Origin of the sequence: Mesorhizobium sp. M0410, assembly GCF_040321435.1 — a bacterium.
GTDB lineage: Bacteria > Pseudomonadota > Alphaproteobacteria > Rhizobiales > Rhizobiaceae > Mesorhizobium.
Window position 1 is genome coordinate 47996 of record NZ_JAMYRN010000020.1, and the last position, 18753, is coordinate 66748.

General features: G+C 64.3%; 15 protein-coding genes. 6 read left to right on the forward strand and 9 right to left on the reverse strand.

From position 1 onward, the window contains the following. Positions 1 to 93: 93 nt before the first annotated feature. The 7 genes from NKI63_RS24220 to NKI63_RS24250 form a co-directional block, all read right to left on the reverse strand. A complete protein-coding gene (locus NKI63_RS24220; protein WP_352509104.1) occupies positions 94 to 1125 on the reverse strand; it encodes a BMP family protein in 1032 nt (343 codons plus the stop codon). Between the two features lie 169 nt (positions 1126 to 1294). After that, entirely contained in the window at positions 1295 to 2500 is a 1206-nt protein-coding gene (pcaF, locus tag NKI63_RS24225) for a 3-oxoadipyl-CoA thiolase (RefSeq protein WP_352509105.1), read from the reverse strand. 175 nt (positions 2501 to 2675) lie between these two features. Next, positions 2676 to 4739 carry a 3-hydroxyacyl-CoA dehydrogenase NAD-binding domain-containing protein gene (locus tag NKI63_RS24230; protein ID WP_352690280.1) on the reverse strand — a complete coding sequence of 688 codons (2064 nt, stop codon included), beginning with the start codon at positions 4737 to 4739 and terminating at the stop codon, positions 2676 to 2678. A 120-nt stretch (positions 4740 to 4859) separates the two neighbouring features. Then, positions 4860 to 5807 carry an ABC transporter permease gene (locus tag NKI63_RS24235; protein ID WP_023678189.1) on the reverse strand — a complete coding sequence of 316 codons (948 nt, stop codon included), beginning with the start codon at positions 5805 to 5807 and terminating at the stop codon, positions 4860 to 4862. A 2-nt stretch (positions 5808 to 5809) separates the two neighbouring features. Beyond that, positions 5810 to 6784: an ABC transporter permease gene (locus tag NKI63_RS24240; protein ID WP_352480003.1), complete on the reverse strand. Its 975-nt coding sequence runs from the start codon at positions 6782 to 6784 to the stop codon at positions 5810 to 5812. 1 nt (position 6785) lies between these two features. Beyond that, positions 6786 to 8279 carry a sugar ABC transporter ATP-binding protein gene (locus tag NKI63_RS24245; protein WP_352480036.1) on the reverse strand — a complete coding sequence of 498 codons (1494 nt, stop codon included), beginning with the start codon at positions 8277 to 8279 and terminating at the stop codon, positions 6786 to 6788. Positions 8280 to 8353: 74 nt separating this feature from the next. Further along, on the reverse strand, positions 8354 to 9367 hold the full coding sequence (locus NKI63_RS24250) for an ABC transporter substrate-binding protein (RefSeq protein WP_254817784.1): 1014 nt from the start codon (positions 9365 to 9367) through the stop codon (positions 8354 to 8356). A 212-nt stretch (positions 9368 to 9579) separates the two neighbouring features. Between NKI63_RS24250 and NKI63_RS24255 the strand changes: the two genes are divergently transcribed. From NKI63_RS24255 to NKI63_RS24275, 5 genes are all read left to right on the forward strand, one after another. Next, entirely contained in the window at positions 9580 to 12006 is a 2427-nt protein-coding gene (locus tag NKI63_RS24255) for a glucan 1,4-alpha-glucosidase (RefSeq protein ID WP_352509107.1), read from the forward strand. 14 nt (positions 12007 to 12020) lie between these two features. Then, positions 12021 to 13037 (forward strand): phosphogluconate dehydrogenase (NAD(+)-dependent, decarboxylating), encoded by a 1017-nt coding sequence (gene gnd / locus NKI63_RS24260; RefSeq protein ID WP_352751454.1) that lies wholly within the window; start codon positions 12021 to 12023, stop codon positions 13035 to 13037. A 22-nt stretch (positions 13038 to 13059) separates the two neighbouring features. Further along, positions 13060 to 14436: a glucose-6-phosphate dehydrogenase gene (gene zwf, locus NKI63_RS24265; RefSeq protein ID WP_254817787.1), complete on the forward strand. Its 1377-nt coding sequence runs from the start codon at positions 13060 to 13062 to the stop codon at positions 14434 to 14436. 19 nt (positions 14437 to 14455) lie between these two features. After that, positions 14456 to 15160 (forward strand): ROK family protein, encoded by a 705-nt coding sequence (locus tag NKI63_RS24270; protein ID WP_352509110.1) that lies wholly within the window; start codon positions 14456 to 14458, stop codon positions 15158 to 15160. Between the two features lie 164 nt (positions 15161 to 15324). Then, the gene (locus tag NKI63_RS24275) at positions 15325 to 15789 is read left to right on the forward strand and encodes a Ros/MucR family transcriptional regulator (protein WP_352509111.1); all 465 of its coding nucleotides are present in this window, start codon (positions 15325 to 15327) and stop codon (positions 15787 to 15789) included. A 364-nt stretch (positions 15790 to 16153) separates the two neighbouring features. Here NKI63_RS24275 and NKI63_RS24280 read toward each other — a convergent pair whose 3' ends face one another. Next, on the reverse strand, positions 16154 to 16441 hold the full coding sequence (locus NKI63_RS24280) for a GIY-YIG nuclease family protein (RefSeq protein WP_352509122.1): 288 nt from the start codon (positions 16439 to 16441) through the stop codon (positions 16154 to 16156). A 341-nt stretch (positions 16442 to 16782) separates the two neighbouring features. Here NKI63_RS24280 and NKI63_RS24285 point away from each other — a divergent pair, with 341 nt between their 5' ends. Continuing rightward, entirely contained in the window at positions 16783 to 18024 is a 1242-nt protein-coding gene (locus NKI63_RS24285) for an MFS transporter (protein ID WP_352823650.1), read from the forward strand. Here the strand turns inward: NKI63_RS24285 and NKI63_RS24290 are convergent, their stop codons facing one another. Beyond that, on the reverse strand, positions 18025 to 18741 hold the full coding sequence (locus NKI63_RS24290) for a glutamine amidotransferase (protein ID WP_292657163.1): 717 nt from the start codon (positions 18739 to 18741) through the stop codon (positions 18025 to 18027). It lies immediately after the preceding gene. Positions 18742 to 18753 lie beyond the last annotated feature (12 nt).

Here is an 18753-nt window from a genome sequence, read left to right on the forward strand (position 1 = left end):
GCCTCGACCTCTGACTGAAAAAGATGGAGCGCGTCGCCGCGGACCCCACCCGGCTCTGCGGGCCACCCTCCCCACGAGGGGGAGGGCAAGCACCTAATCCGAGACCGGCGTATTCTCATCGACATCGACGCGGAAATTGCCGTCAAGGATTTCGGCCTTCTTCTTTTCGACCAAGTCCTTGACCTCGGCCGGCAGCGTCTTGTCGAACTTGTGGTAGGGCGCGAGGTAGGAGCCGCCCTTGGCCATGCGCGAGAAATCGCCGTAATCCTGCGCGGTGAAGACGCCGGCCTTGACCAGCTTGATTGCCTGCTCGACGGTCGGATACATGTCCCAGACCGGGCCGGTGATCACGGTGTCGGGGCCGAGGCTCGATTGGTCCGACATGTTGGAGATAGCGAGGATCTTCTTCTCGACCGCCGCTTCGATGACGCCAAAACGCTCGGCATAGATGACGTCGACGCCGGCGTCGATCTGGGCGACAGCAGCTTCCTTTGCCTTCGGCGGATCGAAGAACGAGCCGATGAAGGCGACCTTCTTCTTGATGTTGGGATTGACCTCCTTGGCGCCGGCAAAGAAGGCGTTGACCAGCCGGTTCACTTCCGGAATGCCCATCGCCGCGACGGCGCCGATCGTGCCCGATTTCGACATTTTTCCGGCAATCATGCCGGACAGATAGGCCGGCTCGTGGATCCAGTTGTCGAAAACCCCGAAATTCGGTTCGGCCGGCCCGGCGCCGGAGCCGAACAGGAAGGCGGTCTTCGGGAATTGCTTGGCGGTCCTGCGCGATTCGCGCTCGGCGGCGAAGGCATCGCCCAGCACCAGCTCATAGCCGCCCTGCGCATATTCGCGCATGACACGGCTGAAATCGGCGGTCTGTACCTTCTCCGACCATTTGTATTCGATGCCGAGTTCCTTCTCGGCCTTCTGCAGGGCGACATGGATCTGGTTGTCCCACGGTTCCTCGATCGGCGTGGCGAAGATCGCCGCCACTTTCAGCTTCTTGGTCTTGGCAAAGGCGCTCCTCGGCAGCATCGCCGCCGCCAGGCCGAGCGCGCCCAGCTCCAGCACGTTGCGTCGCGAAAGCCCTTCGCGTTTCGATTGGATTCTGCTCTTCCCGTTGTCCATTGCATGCCCCTCTGATTGGCGCCGTGTCGAGCCGGCTCTCTTCTCTGGAATATCGGCGAAGGAACTATGGAACGGTGCCCGGCTTTTGTCCACATGGTCAAATTTGGCCGGGCGGAACTGCTGTAAACGTTCGTGTAATCGCACCTTTAGAACGACCGGAGCTGCTTGCTCACAATCTCTCGAGCGCCACCGCGATCCCCTGGCCGACCCCGATGCACATGGTCGCGAGGCCGTAGCGGCCGCCGCGTTCGCGCAGCTCCAGCGCAGCCGTGCCCGTGATGCGCGCCCCGGACATGCCGAGCGGATGGCCGAGCGCGATGGCGCCGCCATTCGGGTTGACGTGCTCCGCATCCTCGGCAATGCCGAGTTGGCGCAGCACCGCGATGCCTTGCGAGGCGAAGGCCTCGTTGAGCTCGATGACATCGAATTGTCGCGGCTCCAGGCCGAGCCGGGCGCATAGCTTTTGCGTGGCCGGCACCGGACCAATGCCCATGATGCGCGGCGCCACGCCGGCGGTGGCACCGCCGAGAATACGGGCGATCGGCGTCAACCCGTATCTTTTCACGGCCGTTTCCGAGGCGACGATCAGCGCTGCGGCACCATCGTTAACGCCCGAGGCATTGCCGGCGGTAACCGTGCCGCCTTGCCGGAACGGCGTCGGCAACTTGGCTAACGAGTCGATCGTCGTGCCTGCTCGCGGATGCTCGTCCTTTGATACGATCACCGGATCGCCCTTGCGCTGCGCGATCGTCACCGGCGTAATTTCCTTCGCCAGCCGACCATTGGCTTGCGCGGCGATTGCCTTGTCCTGGCTGCGCACGGCAAACGCATCCTGGTCTGCGCGGGAGACAGCGAACTCTTCCGCCACGTTCTCACCGGTCTCCGGCATCGAATCGACGCCGTATTGCTTCTTCATCAGCGGATTGATGAAGCGCCAGCCGATCGTGGTGTCGTAAATCTCGGCATTGCGCGAAAAGGCGGTCTCCGCCTTCGGCATGACAAACGGAGCACGGCTCATCGATTCGACGCCGCCTGATACTATCAGCTCCGCCTCGCCGGCTTTGATGGCGCGGGCAGCAATCATCACCGCATCCATGCCCGAACCGCAGAGGCGATTGACGGTCGAGCCGGGAACCTCCTTGGGCAGGCCGGCCAGCAGCAGGGACATCCGCGCCACATTACGATTGTCCTCACCGGCCTGGTTGGCGCAGCCATAGACGACATCGTCGATGGCGGCCCAGTCGATGCCCGAATTACGCTCGACCAGCGCCTTCAAAGGGATAGCGCCGAGATCGTCGGCACGGACCGCCGACAGCGAACCGCCGAAGCGTCCAATCGGCGTGCGGATGTAGTCGCAGATATAGGCCTCGGCCATAATGCAGCCTTCCCTTTCCCGGCCCAGCCATGTTGGCCGCATTCTCCTCGAGACGAAAGCACATCTCGCCGCCGGCCGTTAGGCCAAAGACAATTTCAGCTGCCGCCTGCGGGGAGCGGCGGATCAGCCGATGCTTTCTCCACCGTCGATCACCAGCGCCTGACCGGCGTTGATACTAGCCGCCGTCCCAGGAACCGGTTTCGGCCATTTGCCTAAGCAGAGGTGCCACTCGAAAGACGTCCTTGCCGGTCTGCTGGTGCCAGTGATCCAGCCGCTGGATGATCTTGTCCACGCCTTCGAGGCTCGCCCAGAACATCGGCCCGCCTTTGCCGACCGGGAAGCCGTAGCCGTTGACCCAGACAAGGTCGATATCGGACGCCCGGGCGGCAATCTTTTCCTCGAGGATTTTGGCGCCCTCGTTGATCATCGGATAGAGCGTCCGCTCGATGATCTCCTCGGCGCCGATTGGCCGCGGTGCAATGCCGCGTTCGGCAGCTTTGTTACGGATCAGCGTCTCGACCTCGGGATCGGGCAGCGGCGTGCGCGAACCGTTCTCATAACGATAGAAGCCGCTGCCGGTCTTCTGGCCGAAATGTCCCTGTTCGCACAACGCATCGGCGATCACGGCCGACTGGCCACGCGCCTTGCGGTTGCGCCAGCCTATGTCGAGGCCGGCGAGATCGCTCATCTCGAACGGCCCCATCGGCCAGCCAAAATCGGTGAACACCTGGTCGACCTGGCTCGGCATGGCGCCTTCCAGCAGAAGCGTCTCCAGTTCCGCACCGCGCGCCGCCAGCATGCGATTGCCGACGAAGCCGTGGCAGACGCCGACAACGACCGGCACCTTGCCGATCCGCCGTGCCAGATCGACGATGGTCGCCAGCACGTCGGGCGAAGTCTTGTCGGCGCGGACGATTTCCGAAAGCTTCATGACGTTAGCCGGCGAAAAGAAATGCATGCCGAGGAGATCTTGCGGCCGCGACGTCGAACCGGCGATCTCGTTGACGTCGAGATAGGAGGTGTTGGTGGCGAGGATCGCGCCCGGTTTGGCCACCGCATCGAGCCTGCCGAAGACATCCTTCTTGACCGCCATCTCCTCGAACACGGCCTCGACGATCAGGTCGCAATCGGCGAGGTCGGCATAGTCGGTGCTGCCCCTGAACAAATCCAGCCGCTCGCGCTTGGCGTCTTCGCTCAGCGATCCGCGGATAACGGAAACGGCATAATTCTTGTCGATCGTCGTCAGTCCGCGTTGCAATGCTTCCTGCGTCGTCTCCAGCAAGGTCACGGGAAGACCGCCATTGACGAACGCCATGGCGATGCCGCCGCCCATGGTGCCGGCGCCGATGACGCCGACCCGGGCGATCTTGCGCCTGACGACATCCTTGCCGGCAATCTTTGCCGCCTCACGTTCAGCGAAGAACAGATGCCGCTGCGCGCGTGACTGGTCACCGGCGACAAGCTTGAGGAACAGGTCGCGCTCCGCCGCCAGCGCTTCGTCGAAGGGCAGCGTCAGGGCGTTGCGGACCGACTGCGCACAGGCGATCGGCGCTTCGAGGCCGCGTGCTTTTTTGGAAAACGCTGCCGCCTGCTTGTCGAAAGCCGGCAAGTCGGCCTGGTCGAGGCGATCATTGCGGTCGCGCACGGGCGTGAACGGATCGCCTTTCGCGGCCGTTTCGCTGGCGAAACTCACCGCTTTCGCGATCAGGTCGCCATCGAAGACGGCATCCACGAGGCCGTCGGCGAGCGCCTCGGCAGCACCGATCGGCGTTCCCGAAACGATCATGCTGAGTGCCTTTAGCGGACCAACCAGGCGCGGCAGGCGAACCGTGCCGCCGCCGCCCGGCAGCAGGCCGAGCTTGACTTCCGGCAGGCCGAGCCTTGCCGTTCGGTCGGCAACACGGAAATGGCAGCCGAGCGCCAGTTCCAGGCCGCCGCCGAGCGCAGTGCCGTGAATAGCTGCGACCGTCGGCTTGGTAATAGTTTCCAGCACGGCGACAATAGCGCGCAATTCCGGCTGCTGCGCCGGTCTGCCGAATTCGGTGATATCGGCGCCGGCGACGAAGGTCCGCCCGGCGCAGGCGATCACGATTGCTCCGACCGACGGCTCGTCCCGCAGGGAAACGAGCGCCCGCATCAACGGCTCGCGCACATGGAAGCTCAGCGCGTTGACCGGCGGATTGTCGATGATCACCACCGCGACGTTGCCATGCCTTGTGGTGCTGACGAAATCGGACACGCAAACCTCATACAACGATGTTGGCCAATAGCGCGACGGGATTTACAGCGCTGGCATGCGGATGGGAACCACGTGTTTTGCGGGCCGGATCGTTATCCCCTCGCCGCCGGGTGCCTTGCCTTAGCGCAGCGCCTTCTGCCCACCGGCGGCGGTGATGACGCCGACGATGATCAGCCCTGTCAGCACCAGGCGGACGCCGACGCTGACGCCGAATGTGTTGAGCATGGTCAACAGCAGCACGAGAAACAGCGCCGCGCCCCAGACCCCCGGCACGTTGGCCTTGCCGCCAGCTACCGACGTGCCGCCGATGACGACGACCGCGATCGAGGCCAGCAGATACTCATTGCCGATGTCGACATTGGCGCCGCGGAAATAGCCGGCGAGCAGTGCGCCGTCGAGGCCGCCGAGCGCGCCCGACAGCGTGTAGGTGAGGAAGCGGGTGCGGCCGACATTGACGCCGGCCAGCCAGGCGGCGCGGATGTTCTGGCCGATCGCCAACACCGAGCGTCCGTAGATCATGCGCTGCAAAACGATGCCGGCGCCGATGGTGAACAGCACGGTGAGGATCGCCAGCACCGGGATGCCGAACACCTGCCAGTTGGTGAAGTCGGCAAAGCCCGGCGGCGGCTTGATCTGCAGGCCGCGCCCATAGCTGATATCGACCGACTGGATAACGAAACTGGCCGACAGCGTCGCGATGATCGGCGGAATGCGCAGCGCCCAGATCAGCAGATAGTTGACGGCGCCGATCGCCATGCCGCAGGCAAGCGCGGCCAGCAGCCCGACCGCAATCATCGCATCATTGCCGTCCATGACCTTCATGGCGACGGCGCTGGCAAGGCCGATGTTGGCCGGCAGCGACAAGTCGACATTGCCCGGCCCGAGCGTGATGACGAACATCTGGCCGACGCCGACAATGACGGTGAAGACGGCGAGCGACAGCGCCGCCGTGATCATGCCGCCGCCGCCATAGCCGCCGGTGAAGGCGATGGTCGCCAGCCACACCAGCAGCGCCCCGAAGAATGACCAGATCCAGGGTCTGGCGAGCAGGGTCCGCAGCGAAGCCATGCTCACCTCTCCCTGCGGCTGATCAGCACCCGCGCTGCCAGCACGATGATCAGGATGGCGCCATTGGCGGCGACCTGCCAGTCGGGCGGAATGTGCATGAAGGTCAAGAGCGGCGATGCGGCCAGAGCCAGCGTCAGCGCGCCGATGACGGCGCCGATCGGCGACACCCGGCCGCCGACGAACTCGCCGCCGCCGAGGATGACGCCGGCGATCGAAAGCAGCGTGTAGCCATTGCCGATATTGGCATCGGCCGAGGTGGTGATGCCGATCAGCGCCATGCCGGACAAAACGCCGAACAGACCGGTCAGCGCAAACAGCGCGATCTTGGTGCGCAGCAGCGACCAGCCGGCGCGCTTGAGTGCGGCTGAATTGCCGCCCGATCCACGCAGGATGACGCCGTAGGAGGTGCGCATCAGGCCAAAGTGGACGACGGCTGCGATCAGCAATGCCGCGATGATCGGGAACGGAATGAAGGGTGGTTTGAAGGCCATCAGCGCCAGCAGCCAGTCCGGCGCCTTGCCGCCGGGCTTTGGCAGGATGAGGATGGCCATGCCCTGCCAGACGAAACTCATGCCGAGCGTCACCACGATAGAGGGCAGGTTGCGCAGATGGATCAGCGCGCCGAGCAGCGCGTAGACCCCGATCGACCCGAGCAGGATGACGACGCCGAGCAGCGGCGCGTCCTTCAGCCACGTCGCCGTGACACAGCCGACGAAGCCGACAAAGGTGCCGATCGACAGATCGAGCTCGTTGCCGGCGATGACGAACATCTGCGCGATCGTCGCCAGTGCGATCGGGATCGCCAGATTGAGCATCAGGCTGAAGCCGAAATAGCTGATGGCGCGCGGGTTGAGCCAGGCGATGGCGATGAGCACCAGCGCCAGCGACAGTGCCGGCAGCAGGCTGCGCAGCATGCGCGCCCGCCTCGTGGCGCGAGCCGAAGATCTTAGCCCATTCTCGACGGATGCCGCTGTCATCTCAGGCCGCCTCGCCGAACGACGACTGGATGATTTTTTCCTCCGTCAGTTCGTCGCGACGAAGGTTGGCGACAATCCGGCCGTTCTTGAACACATAGATATGGTCGCAATTGTCGAGCTCTTCGGTTTCGGTGGTGTACCAGAGGAAAGTGCGGCCATGGCGAGCCTCTTCGCGCACCAGGTCGTAGACTTCGAGCTTGGTTCCGATGTCGACGCCGCGCATCGGATCGTCCATCAGCACGATCTTGGCGTCGGAGCCGAGCGCCCGCGCGAACAGCGCCTTCTGCTGGTTGCCGCCGGACAGCGAGAAGATGTTGTTGTTCATGTCGGGCGTACGGATGCCGATTTTCCGCTGCCACAACTCGGCGAGCTCGGCTTCGCGCTGCGGCGAGATCAAGAGGCCGTTGCGCAATCGCGCCAGCGAACGGATGCCGATGTTCTCGGCAATCGACCACTGCGGAAAAATCCCGTCCGACTGGCGGTCGCCGGCAACCAGCGCCACCGGGGCGGTGACCTCGATGCCGGTCCTGGCGCGGGAAGCCGCAGCAAAGATCGCCAGCAAAAGATCGGTCTGCCCATGCCCGGCAAGTCCGGCAAGCCCGATGATCTCACCGGCACGGGCGACGAGCTCGTTGCCGTCCTGCTGTCGCGCCGGCCGCGCCCGGACCCGCAGCGGACCGGGCTCCGGCTTGCCGCTCGCAATCTCTGCGGCGGCCTTCTCGCGTGCCGCAGCTCCGCCCATCGCCGTCACCAGCCTGTCGCGGTCGAATTGATCGGCCTGCCCCGCGGCGACGACCTTGCCGTCGCGCATCACGACGATGCGGTCGGCATTTCCGAGCACTTCGCCGAGCACATGCGAGATCAGGATGCAGCTCTTGCCGGCGGCTACGAAGCGGCGCACGAACGCCAGCAGCTGGCCGGCGGTATGCGCATCGAGCGAGGACGTCGGCTCGTCGAGGATGACCAGTTCGAGCGGCTCCTGCGTGACCGTGAAGGCGCGCGCCACCTCCACCATTTGCCGGCTGGTGATGGAAAGATCGCCGACGATGTCGGATGCCGAGATGCTGTGGCCGGGGAATATCTCGTCCAGCTTGGCGGCGATCAGATCGGCCGCCTTGCGCCGCCAGCCGAAGCCATTAAGCGACGCGTGGTTGATCCGCGTGTTCTCGGCGACGCTGAGGTTCGGGCAGAGCGACAGTTCCTGGAAAACACAACGGATGCCGAGCTGCTGTGCGCGCGGCACCGAATAACTTGCCTCGACACCGCCGCGGACCGCGATCTGCCCGCTGTCGGGGGCAAGCGTGCCCGCCACCATATGCATGAGCGTCGATTTTCCGGCGCCGTTATGGCCGACGAGACCGACGCATTCTCCGGCACGAACGCTGAAATCGACACCGGCGAGCGCCCTGACGGCGCCGAAATGTTTTTCGGCTCCGTCCAGTCTTATGATGTCCAAACTGACGGCGCCGAAAAGCTTTTCGGCGCCGTCCGGCATGATGATGTCTGCATTGGCCTCGGGCATCCCTCAACGATACCCGGTTATCCGTGGCGGCAACAATAGTGCCATGCTCACTTGATGTTGGCCTTGATCGCCGCGATGGCGTCTTCCTGCGTGTATTCGTGGCTAGCGACGCCGCCCTTCGGAATCTTCGGCAGCGCGGCCTCGAAATCATCCTGTGTGAAGGCAAGATAGGGAACCAGCAGATCGTGCGGCACGTCGGTGCGGCCGTCGAGCACCTGCTGCGCCACCCAGAACGCAAGCGTCGATACGCCCGGTGCGATCGATGCCGACCAGGTCTGGTAACCGTCCTTTTCCTTCTGCTCCTTCCACCACTGCAATTCATCCTGGCGATTGCCCATGATGATGGTCGGGCGCGGCTTGCCGGCGGCGGCGAAAGCCTGCGCCGCGCCGTAGCCGTCACCGCCCTGGTCGACCACCCCGACAACATCCGGCAGCGACGGCAGGATCGTTGCGACGGCTTTCTGTGCCGTTGTCTGGTCCCAGTCGCCGGTCACCGAGCCGACGATCTTGAACTCGGGATGGGCAGCGACACCCTCGAGGATGCCGGCGTGGATGGCGTCGTCGATCGAAGTGCCGGCGAGACCGCGGATTTCCAGGAGATTGCCGCCCTTGGGCTGGAACTTGGCCATCTGCTCGACTTCCTGCTTGCCCATGTCCTTGAAGTCGACGACGACGCGGTAGGCGCAGGGTTCGGTGACGATGCCGTCGAAGGAGACGACGACGATGCCGGCGTCGCAGGCCTGCTTGATGGCGCCGTTGAGGGCATCCGGAGACGCCGCGTTGATGACGATCGCGTCATAGCCCTGCAGGATCAGGTTCTGCACTTGCGCTGCTTGCGTCGGCACTTCCTTGTCGGCCGTCGTGAAGACGTCCGCGGCGCCGACCACCTTGTCGGCAACCGCCTTCTTGGTGACGATGGCGTAGCTGTCCAGCATCGCCTGCCGCCAGGAATTGCCGGCGTAATTGTTGGAGAAGGCGATTTTCTTGCCGCTGGTGTCGGCAAGCGCGGTGCCCGAGGCGAGCATCGCCGCAAGGGCGCCCAAAACGAATATTTTCTTCATGTCATACTCCTCCCGTGAGTTGCTGTCTTACTGGTGGCTAATGGCTGGCTGATGGCTGATACGCTCACAACGCTGTTTTTTATCTATTATCAGACAAATGCAGATGGGCGACAAGCTGTCAACAGCAATCCATGGCCGGCGATCAACTTGCGGTGCAATCATTGAAAACGGTTCGGCTCCTGGTCTAGGGATGGCACTGGAGACCGATTTGAATGGCAGCGAACCTTGCCCCGGGTGCACCCGGCATTCCGGCGCGCTGGACCTCGAGCGCCAAGAGCGGCGTCGGCACTGCGCTCTCGCCGGCCTGCCCGATCTGGTTCACCATCAGTCACGGCATTCTCAACGAGATCTACTATCCCCGCCTCGACAGCGCCTGCACCCGCGATCTGGGGCTGATCGTCACCGGACCCGATGGCTATTTCTCGGAAGAAAAGCGAGACGCCGAGCACAGCATCGAACCGCTCGAGGACGGGGTGCCTGCCTATCAGCTGGTCAACACCGCGGCCGATGGAAGCTACCGGATCCAAAAGCGGATCATTACGGATCCGGAACGTCCTGTCGTGCTGCAGGAGATCATTTTCACGCCGCTCAAAGGCGCGGCCGCCGACTACCGCGTCTACGCGCTGCTGGCGCCGCACCTCGTCAACGCCGGGATGGGCAACACCGCCTGGATCGACGGCCATGAAGGACAGCCTGTCCTGTTTGCATCGGGACGCGGCGTCTGCCTGGCGCTCGCCTCGTCGCTGCCGTGGAAGGCGTGCTCGGCCGGCTATGTCGGTGCCTCCGACGGCTGGCAGCAGCTTCGTCAAGGCGGCCGGCTCGATCCGGCCTGCCGCAGGGCCGAGGATGGCAATGTCGCGCTGACCGGCGAGATCGGCTTTTCGGCCGCGAATCCAAAAATATTGCTGGCGCTCGGCTTCGGCACGACACCGCAACAGGCGGCGGAAACCGCTTTCGCCAGCCTGAGGCAAGGTTTTGAGCCCGCGGTCAGATCCTATGGTCAAAAATGGCGCCAATGGCAGGCCGGATTGCTGCCGCTGGACCGGCATGCGGCGTCCGGCCTCAATCCCTACCGCATCAGCGCTGCGGTGCTGGCGGCACACCGCTCGTCGACCGGAGCAGCCGTCGCCAGCCTGTCGATCCCGTGGGGCTTCAACAAGGGCGACGACGATCTGGGCGGCTATCACCTGGTCTGGCCGCGCGATCTGGTCGAAACCGCCGGCGGTTTCCTCGCCGCCGGCGACCCGGCGGAAGCCTTGCGCATCCTTGGCTATCTGCGCTCGATCCAGCAGCCGGACGGGCATTGGCCGCAGAACGCCTGGCTCGACGGTTCGGCCTATTGGCCGGGCATCCAGATGGACGAATGCGCCTTCCCGCTGCTGCTCGCCGACGCGCTGCGCCGCGCCGGGCATTTGCCGCCTGCGGTACTCTCCTCCTTCATGCCGATGATCGAGCGCGCGGCCTCCTACGTCGTGCGCAACGGCCCCGTCACCGGCGAAGACCGCTGGGAAGAGGACGCCGGCTACAGCCCGTTCACGCTTGCCGTCGAGATCGCCGCATTGCTAGCGGCTGCGGACATGTTCGATGCCGTCGGCAAAACAGAGCCGGCAAACTACCTGCGCGAAACCGCCGATGTCTGGAACGATCAGATCGAGCGCTGGACCTACGACGCCGGTAGCTCCTCGGGCGATGAAGCCGGCGTCGAGGGCTACTATGTCCGCATTGCGCCGCCCGACAAAGCCGGCGCGGCATCGCCGAAAGACGGCTACGTCCCGATCAAGAACCGCCCGCCGGCCGATACGGACCGGCCGGCCAAGGCGATCGTCAGCCCCGACGCGCTGGCGCTGGTCCGTTTCGGCCTCAGGGCGGCCGACGATCCGCGCATCCTCGACACGGTCAAGGTGATCGACGCGCAATTGCGTTGCGAGCTGCCGCAGGGGCCGCTCTGGTACCGCTACAACGGCGACGGCTACGGTGAGCATGCGGACGGCGCGCCCTTCGATGGAACCGGCCAGGGCCGGCCCTGGCCGCTGCTGGTCGGCGAGCGCGCGCACTACGAGCTGGCGGCGGGGCGCAAGGACAAAGCGGCAAGCCTGCTCGCGACGTTTGAGGGCTCCGCCGGGCCGGGCGGCCTGCTGCCGGAGCAGGTCTGGGATGGTCCAGACATGCCGGAGCGCGAATTGCGGCATGGCGGCCCCTCCGGCAGCGCCAAGCCGCTGGTTTGGGCGCATTCCGAGCACATCAAGCTGCTGCGTTCGCTCCGCGACGGCGCCGTCTTCGACATGCCGCCACAAGGCGTCAAGCGCTATATCGAGGGCAGAACGGTGTCGCGCCTCAGGGCATGGCGCTTCAACCACAAGATCCGTACCATCCCGGCAGGCAAGGCGCTGCGCATCGAAGTTCTGGCCCGGGCGGTGGTTCATTGGAGCAGCGACAATTGGGCAACCGTCCATGACACCGGGACCGCCGCGAACCTTTTCGGCATCCATTTCGCGGAGTTGCCGGTTGCCGACGCCGCTCCGGGCAATAGCATTGTCTTCACATTCTTCTGGTCCGATGCCGGCCGTTGGGAGAATGTCGACTTTTCCGTTGGTATCGACGATGCGTCACAGCCACTAGATCATCGATCCCTCAAGTAAGGCAGGACGAGACCATGCAGATAGGAATGATGGGACTGGGCAGGATGGGCGCCAACATGGTTCGGCGCCTGCTGCGCGATGGCCACGAATGCGTCGTCTACGACATCAACCCGGCGAGCGTCGCGGCGCTTGTGAGCGCCGGCGCGGTCGGAGCCGCCTCGATGGAGGACTTCGTCGGCAAGCTGACGAAGCCGCGCAGCGCCTGGCTGATGCTGCCGGCGGCGATCACCGGCCGGATCGTCGACCAGGTGGCCGCCCTGATGGAGCCGGGCGACATCATCATCGACGGCGGCAATTCCTATTATCATGAAGCCGTCGACCACGCCGCGCGCCTGGCCTTGAAAGGCTTGAGCTATGTCGATGTCGGCACCAGCGGCGGCGTCTGGGGCCTCGAGCGCGGCTACTGCCTGATGATCGGCGGCCCTGACAGCGCGGTCCAGCATCTCGATCCGATCTTTGCCACGCTGGCGCCCGGCGCCGACGCCGCTTCGCCTGCCCCTGGCAAGGACGCCGGAACCGCTCCCTTCGGTTATCTGCATTGTGGGCCGAGCGGCGCCGGCCATTTCGTCAAGATGGTCCATAACGGCATCGAATATGGTGTCATGGCCGCCTATGCCGAGGGCATGAACATCCTGAAGTCGGCGAATGCCGGCAAACGGCAGCGCACCGCCGACGCCGAAACCAGCCCGCTGGAAAACCCGCAATACTACCAGTTCGACATCGACATCGCCGAGGTGGCCGAGGTCTGGCGGCACGGCAGCGTCATCGGCTCATGGCTGCTCGATTTAACGGCCGGCGTGCTGAAGGCCGATTCGTCGCTGACGCAGTTCGGCGGGCGGGTTTCGGATTCCGGCGAAGGCCGCTGGACGCTGAAGGCGGCGATCGACACCGGCGTGCCGGCGCCGGTGCTGTCGTCGGCGCTGTTCGACAGGTTCTCCTCGCAAGGCGAATCCGAATTCGCCGACAAGCTTCTGTCCGCCATGCGCTATGCCTTTGGCGGTCATGTCGAAAAACCGAAGGCCGGCTCGTGACGGGCGACAGGGAGGCACGCCCATGAGCCAGGAACGGTCCGACACGCTGGTGCTTTTCGGCGCCACCGGCGATCTCGCCCACAAGAAGATCTTTCCCGCCCTCTACGCCATGGTGGCCAAGGGAACGCTGAACGAGCCGGTGATCGGCGTCGCCTTCGATCCCTGGGACCTCGCCAAGCTGCAGGCGCGCGCCCGCGACGGTATCGTCAATGCCATCGGCAGCATCGACGAGAAGATCTTTGCCAGGCTTGCCTCGCTGCTTCGCTATGTCAGCGGCGACTACCGGGCGCCTGCGACCTTCGAGAAGCTGAAGACCGCGCTGGGCAGCGCTGAGCGGCCGCTGCACTATCTGGCGGTGCCGCCGGCCATGTTCGAGGTCGTCGTCCAGGGGCTGGAGCAGTCGGGCGCCGCCCAGGGCGCGCGCCTGATGGTCGAAAAGCCGTTCGGCCACGATCTGCAATCGGCGCGCTGGCTGAACCGGGTGCTGCATCTGGTCTTCGACGAAAAGTCGATCTTCCGCATCGACCATTATCTCGGCAAGGAGGCGATCCAGAACCTGCTCTATTTCCGCTTCGCCAATTCCTTCCTCGAGCCGATCTGGAACCGCAATTACGTCGAGAGCGTGCAGATCACCATGGCCGAGGATTTCGGTGTCGAGGGGCGCGGCCGCTTCTATGACGAGGTCGGCTGCATCCGCGACGTCATCGAAAACCACCTGCTCAACATCCTCTTGCTGCTCGCCATGGAGCCGCCGGTCGGCCGCTCGGCCGACGATCTGATCGACGAGAAGGTGCAGGTGCTGCGGGCGATTCGGACGCTGACCAGGGACGATGTCGTGCGCGGGCAGTTCGACGGCTATCTCAACGAGCCGGGCGTGGCGCCGAACTCGCCGGTCGAGACCTTCGCGGCGGTGCGCTTTTTCGTCGATACCTGGCGCTGGCAGGATGTGCCGTTCTTCATCCGCGCCGGCAAATCCCTGCCGGTGCACGCCACCGAGGTCATCGTGCGGCTGAAGCGGCCGCCGCTCGACGTCTTCGATCCGATCAAACCCGGCGAATGCAATCACGTGCGTTTCCGCATCGATCCGCAAGTGGCGATCTCGATCGGAGCCCGGCGCAAGGCACCCGGCGACGACATGGTCGGCGAACAGGTCGAGCTCACCGCGTTGGACGACAGCAAGGGCGACATGCCGCCTTACGAGCGGTTGATCGGCGACGCCATGAACGGCAACGGCCAGCTGTTCACCCGCCAGGACGCCAGCGAACTCGCCTGGCGCATCGTCGGTCCGGTGCTCGGCGACACCACGCCACCCCCTGTCTACGCGCCAAAGACGTGGGGGCCGGCCGAAGCCATGGCTGGATTCGGGCCGCCGAACGGCTGGATCAATCCAGCGAAATGATTTCTGGGAGGCGAAAGCGATGGCCAAAGCGGTGAAGCGACCGGCACCCGACGCTGAACAGATCGTGCTTGCGATCGACATCGGCGGCTCGCACGTCAAGATCCGCACCAGCGCCGGCGCAGAGGAGCGCAAGACCGCTTCCGGACCGGAGCTGACGCCGCAGCAGATGGTCGCTGCGGTGAAGACGCTCGCCGAAGGGCTGCACTACGATGTCGTCTCGATGGGCTATCCGGGTCCCGTGCACCACAACCGGCCGCTGACCGAACCGGCCAATCTCGGCAAGGGCTGGGTCGGCTGCGATTTCGCCGCTGAGTTCGGCAAGCCTGTGAAGGTCGTCAACGATGCGCTGATGCAGGCCGTCGGCAGTTATGAAGGCGGCCGCATGCTGTTCCTTGGCCTCGGCACCGGCCTGGGGGCCGCGATGATCGTCGATAACGTCGCCCAGCCGATGGAGCTTGCCCATCTTCCCTACAAGAAGCGCGGCAGTTTCGAAGACTATGTCGGCGAACGCGGGCTGCAAAAGCGCGGCAAGAAGAAATGGCGCAAATACGTCTTCGACGTCGTCGACCGGCTTCGCACCGCCATGCAGCCGGATTACGTGGTCATCGGCGGCGGCAATGTCGATGAACTCACCGACTTGCCCGCCGATTGCAGACGCGGCGACAACACACGCGCCTTCGAAGGCGGATTTCGACTGTGGCGCGACAAATCCCTGATTATATGATATTGCTGATTGTCTGATATTATCGAGCACCGGCTCAGGGTTGTTAATCCCGCGCTGCCGTTAGTATTATTATTCAAAATAATGTGTGACGTGGCGCGGCGTCATTGCATTGCGCAGATTTGCCGACTAGGAATTTCTGCGACCCCCACGGACGGAGAGATAGATTGACCGACGACAACAACAACGCTCGCAAAGACATCGACCTGCTCGAGCTGACCGCCCATATCGTCTCCGCATATGTCGAGAAGAACCGCTTGCCGGCTTCCGGCCTCGGCGATCTCATCGCCAGCGTCAGCGCTTCCATAGGTGGGCTGGGGCAACCGGCAGTGCCGGTCGCCGCGCCGCTGACGCCTGCCGTCAATCCCAAGAAATCGGTGACGCCGGACTACATCATCTGTCTCGAGGACGGCAAGAAGTTCAAATCCTTGAAGCGCCATATCGGCGTTCATTTCGGGCTGACGCCAGACGCCTACCGCGCCAAATGGGGCCTGCCGTCGGACTACCCGATGGTCGCTCCCAACTACGCGGCCTCGCGTTCGCAGCTGGCCAAGGCGATCGGCCTCGGCCGCAAAGCCGCCCCGCCCGCGCCCGTCAAGAGCCGGAGCAGGAAGGCCAAGGCGACGGTTTGATACCGTTAGATCGAGCGGGATGCACATTGAACGCGTTCCGCTGGTCGGTCTGTTTGTGTTCGGCGGAAGCTGCGACGCTCGAAGCTCACGGCATGGCATCCTAGGGTCTGCGCCGCGTCGCTTCGCTCCTTGCTCGGCCCTAGGACGAAGGTAGGATGGCTGAAGGCTAATCGCTGATGTCGGAGAGTGGCAGCGCGTCCGGTGTATCGGACGACGATTGATGGCGAATTACAAGTTTTCGAGATTAGCCGAACACCCTCCGTTCGTCATCCCAGGGCGGAGCAAGGAGCGAAGCGACGCGGCGCAGACCCTGGGATCCATGCCGTTACCTCGCGGCAGTGCGCCTGCGGACCGGAACCGTACGCTACCACCCCGTCCCGCGAAAAAGCTCGAACCACTCAGGGTTGGTCTTCTCGATCAGCTCGATCTTCCATCGGCGTGGCCAGCGCTTCAGCGACTTCTCGCGCTGGATGGCGTCGACAATGTCGAAATGTTCCTCATACCAGACCAGACGCTGCACACCGTAGCGGCTGGTGAACCGCGAGCCCTCGCCGGATTTGTGCTCCGGCATGCGGCGGCCGAGATCATTCGTAACCCCGATATAGATCGTGCCGCGCTTCTGGCTTGCGGTCATATAGGTATAGCCGGTCATGGTTGAAGGGTAGCTGGCGCCGGTGCCGACGCAAGTGCCGTTCTGAACCGTTGCATTCTTCGGCAGATGCAATGGCATGGATCCCAGGGTCTGCGCCGCGTCGCTTCGCTCCTTGCTCCGCCCTGGGATGACGAAACGAGAGGTGTTTCGGCTAATCTCGAAAGTTTGCGATCTGCGATCCGCCGCCATCCGCTTGTTATCTGCAAGAACGAAATTGTTGATCCAGGCCGGATTTTTGCGCGCGCCTCCGGCCGAACTGCGTTAAAGGCTTTTTTGGCCGGACCAGCGCCCATCGTGGAAGTGCCCCGCCGGCCGACATCGCCGCCACGGGGCCTTATTCCATGACCGCAGAATCCCAAGTACCATCCGACCAGCGCTATGCCGCCTTTCGCCACCGGCCGTTCCTGAGCTATTGGGCGGCGCGCTTCCTCTCGACATTCTCCACCCAGATCGTGTCGGTCGCCGTCGGCTGGCAGATCTACGATCTGACCCGCGACCCGTTCGACCTCGGCCTTGTCGGCATCGTCCAGCTCCTGCCTTCGCTGCTGCTGGTGCTGGTCACCGGCGACGTTGCCGACCGTTTCGGGCGCCGGCTGATCATGGCGCTGGCGGTGCTGGTCGAGGCGGGCTGCGCCTTGGCCCTCCTGCTGCTGACGCTGCGCGGCCTCTCCGGGCCGATGCCGGTCTTCATCGTGCTCGCCATGTTCGGCATTGCGCGCGCCTTCTTCGGGCCGGCCTCGTCATCGCTGTTCGCCAATCTGGTGCCGCCTGAGGATTTCGCCAACGCCATCGCCTGGAACTCTTCCGCCTGGCAGACGGCAACCATCGTCGGGCCGGTCGCCGGCGGCCTGCTCTACGGGCTTTCGGCCGAAGCTGCCTACACCACAGCGGCCGTGCTGATGCTCATTGCCGCCGTGCTGATCTTCACCATCCCGAAACCTGCCCAGCGCAGCAGGACCGACAGGCCGACGGTACAGACCCTGTTCGCCGGCTTCGGCTATATCTGGAGCGAAAAGATCGTGCTCGGCGCGATTTCGCTCGACCTGTTCGCGGTGCTCCTGTCCGGCGCCTCGGCGCTGCTGCCGGTCTACGCGCGCGATATCCTCGAACTCGGCCCGTGGGGGCTCGGCCTGTTGCGCTCGGCGCCCGGCGTCGGCGCCATCTGCGTCGCCATCTGGCTGGCCGGACACCCGATCCGCAACCATGCCGGCCTTGTCATGCTCGGCTTCGTTGCGCTGTTCGGCGCGTTCACCGTCCTGTTCGGCCTCTCGACCATCACCTGGCTGTCGATCGCTGCTCTCGCCTTGCTTGGCGCCACCGACATGTTCAGCGTCTATATCCGCGAGACGCTGATCCAGCTGTGGACGCCGGACGACGTTCGCGGCCGCGTCAACGCCGTCAACCAGGTGTTTGTCGGCGCCTCCAATGAGCTCGGCGAATTCCGCGCCGGCACCATGGCCGCGCTGATCGGCACGGTTCCGGCCGTGGTGGTCGGCGGTGTCGGGGCGATCGCTGTTGCCGGGCTATGGGCGGTGCTGTTCCCGCAGCTGCGCAAGGTGCGTCATCTCAGGGGGCGAAACTGATTACCGCAGCGCCGGCTTGCCGAAAATCATCGGCAGGAACTCGCCGAGCCAGCGCTTGAGGTGCATGTCCCAGATCAGCCGGCCGCCGAGATGGTCGCGGCCGGGCTGTGCGCCGGGCAGTTCGAAGCGGTGCGCGCCGCGCACCACCCAGCGCTGCATCATCGCCCGGGTCAATTCGCCATGGAACTGGATGCCCCAGGCATTGTCGCCATAGCGGAAGGCCTGGTTGGGATAGGTTTCGGCCGTCGCCAAAAGCGTCGCGTCCTTTGGCAGCGAAAAGCCCTCGCGATGGAATTGATAGACCATCTCCGGCCAATGCATCAGCCTGCTGCCCGCTTCGGTCGCCTTAAGCGGATACCAGCCGATTTCGACGAGGCCCTCGCCGTGGCCCTCGACCCTGCCGCCAAGATGCTTGACCAGCATTTGCGCGCCGAGGCAGATGCCAAGCAGCGGCCGGTTCTCGTTGAGCGGAATTTTAAGCCAGTCGGTCTCGCGGCGGACGAACTCGTCGCCGTCATTGGCACTCATCGGGCCGCCAAACACCACTGCGCCGGCATGGCCATCCAACGTCTGCGGCAAGGCCTCGCCGAGCGGCGGTCGGCGGATGTCGAGGTCGAAGCCTTCCTCGATAAGCATATGGCCGACCCGTCCGGGGCTCGAATGCTCCTGATGCAGCACGATCAGGATCTTTGGTCTCGGGCTTGGCTTGGGCGGCATTGGAAGGCTGGA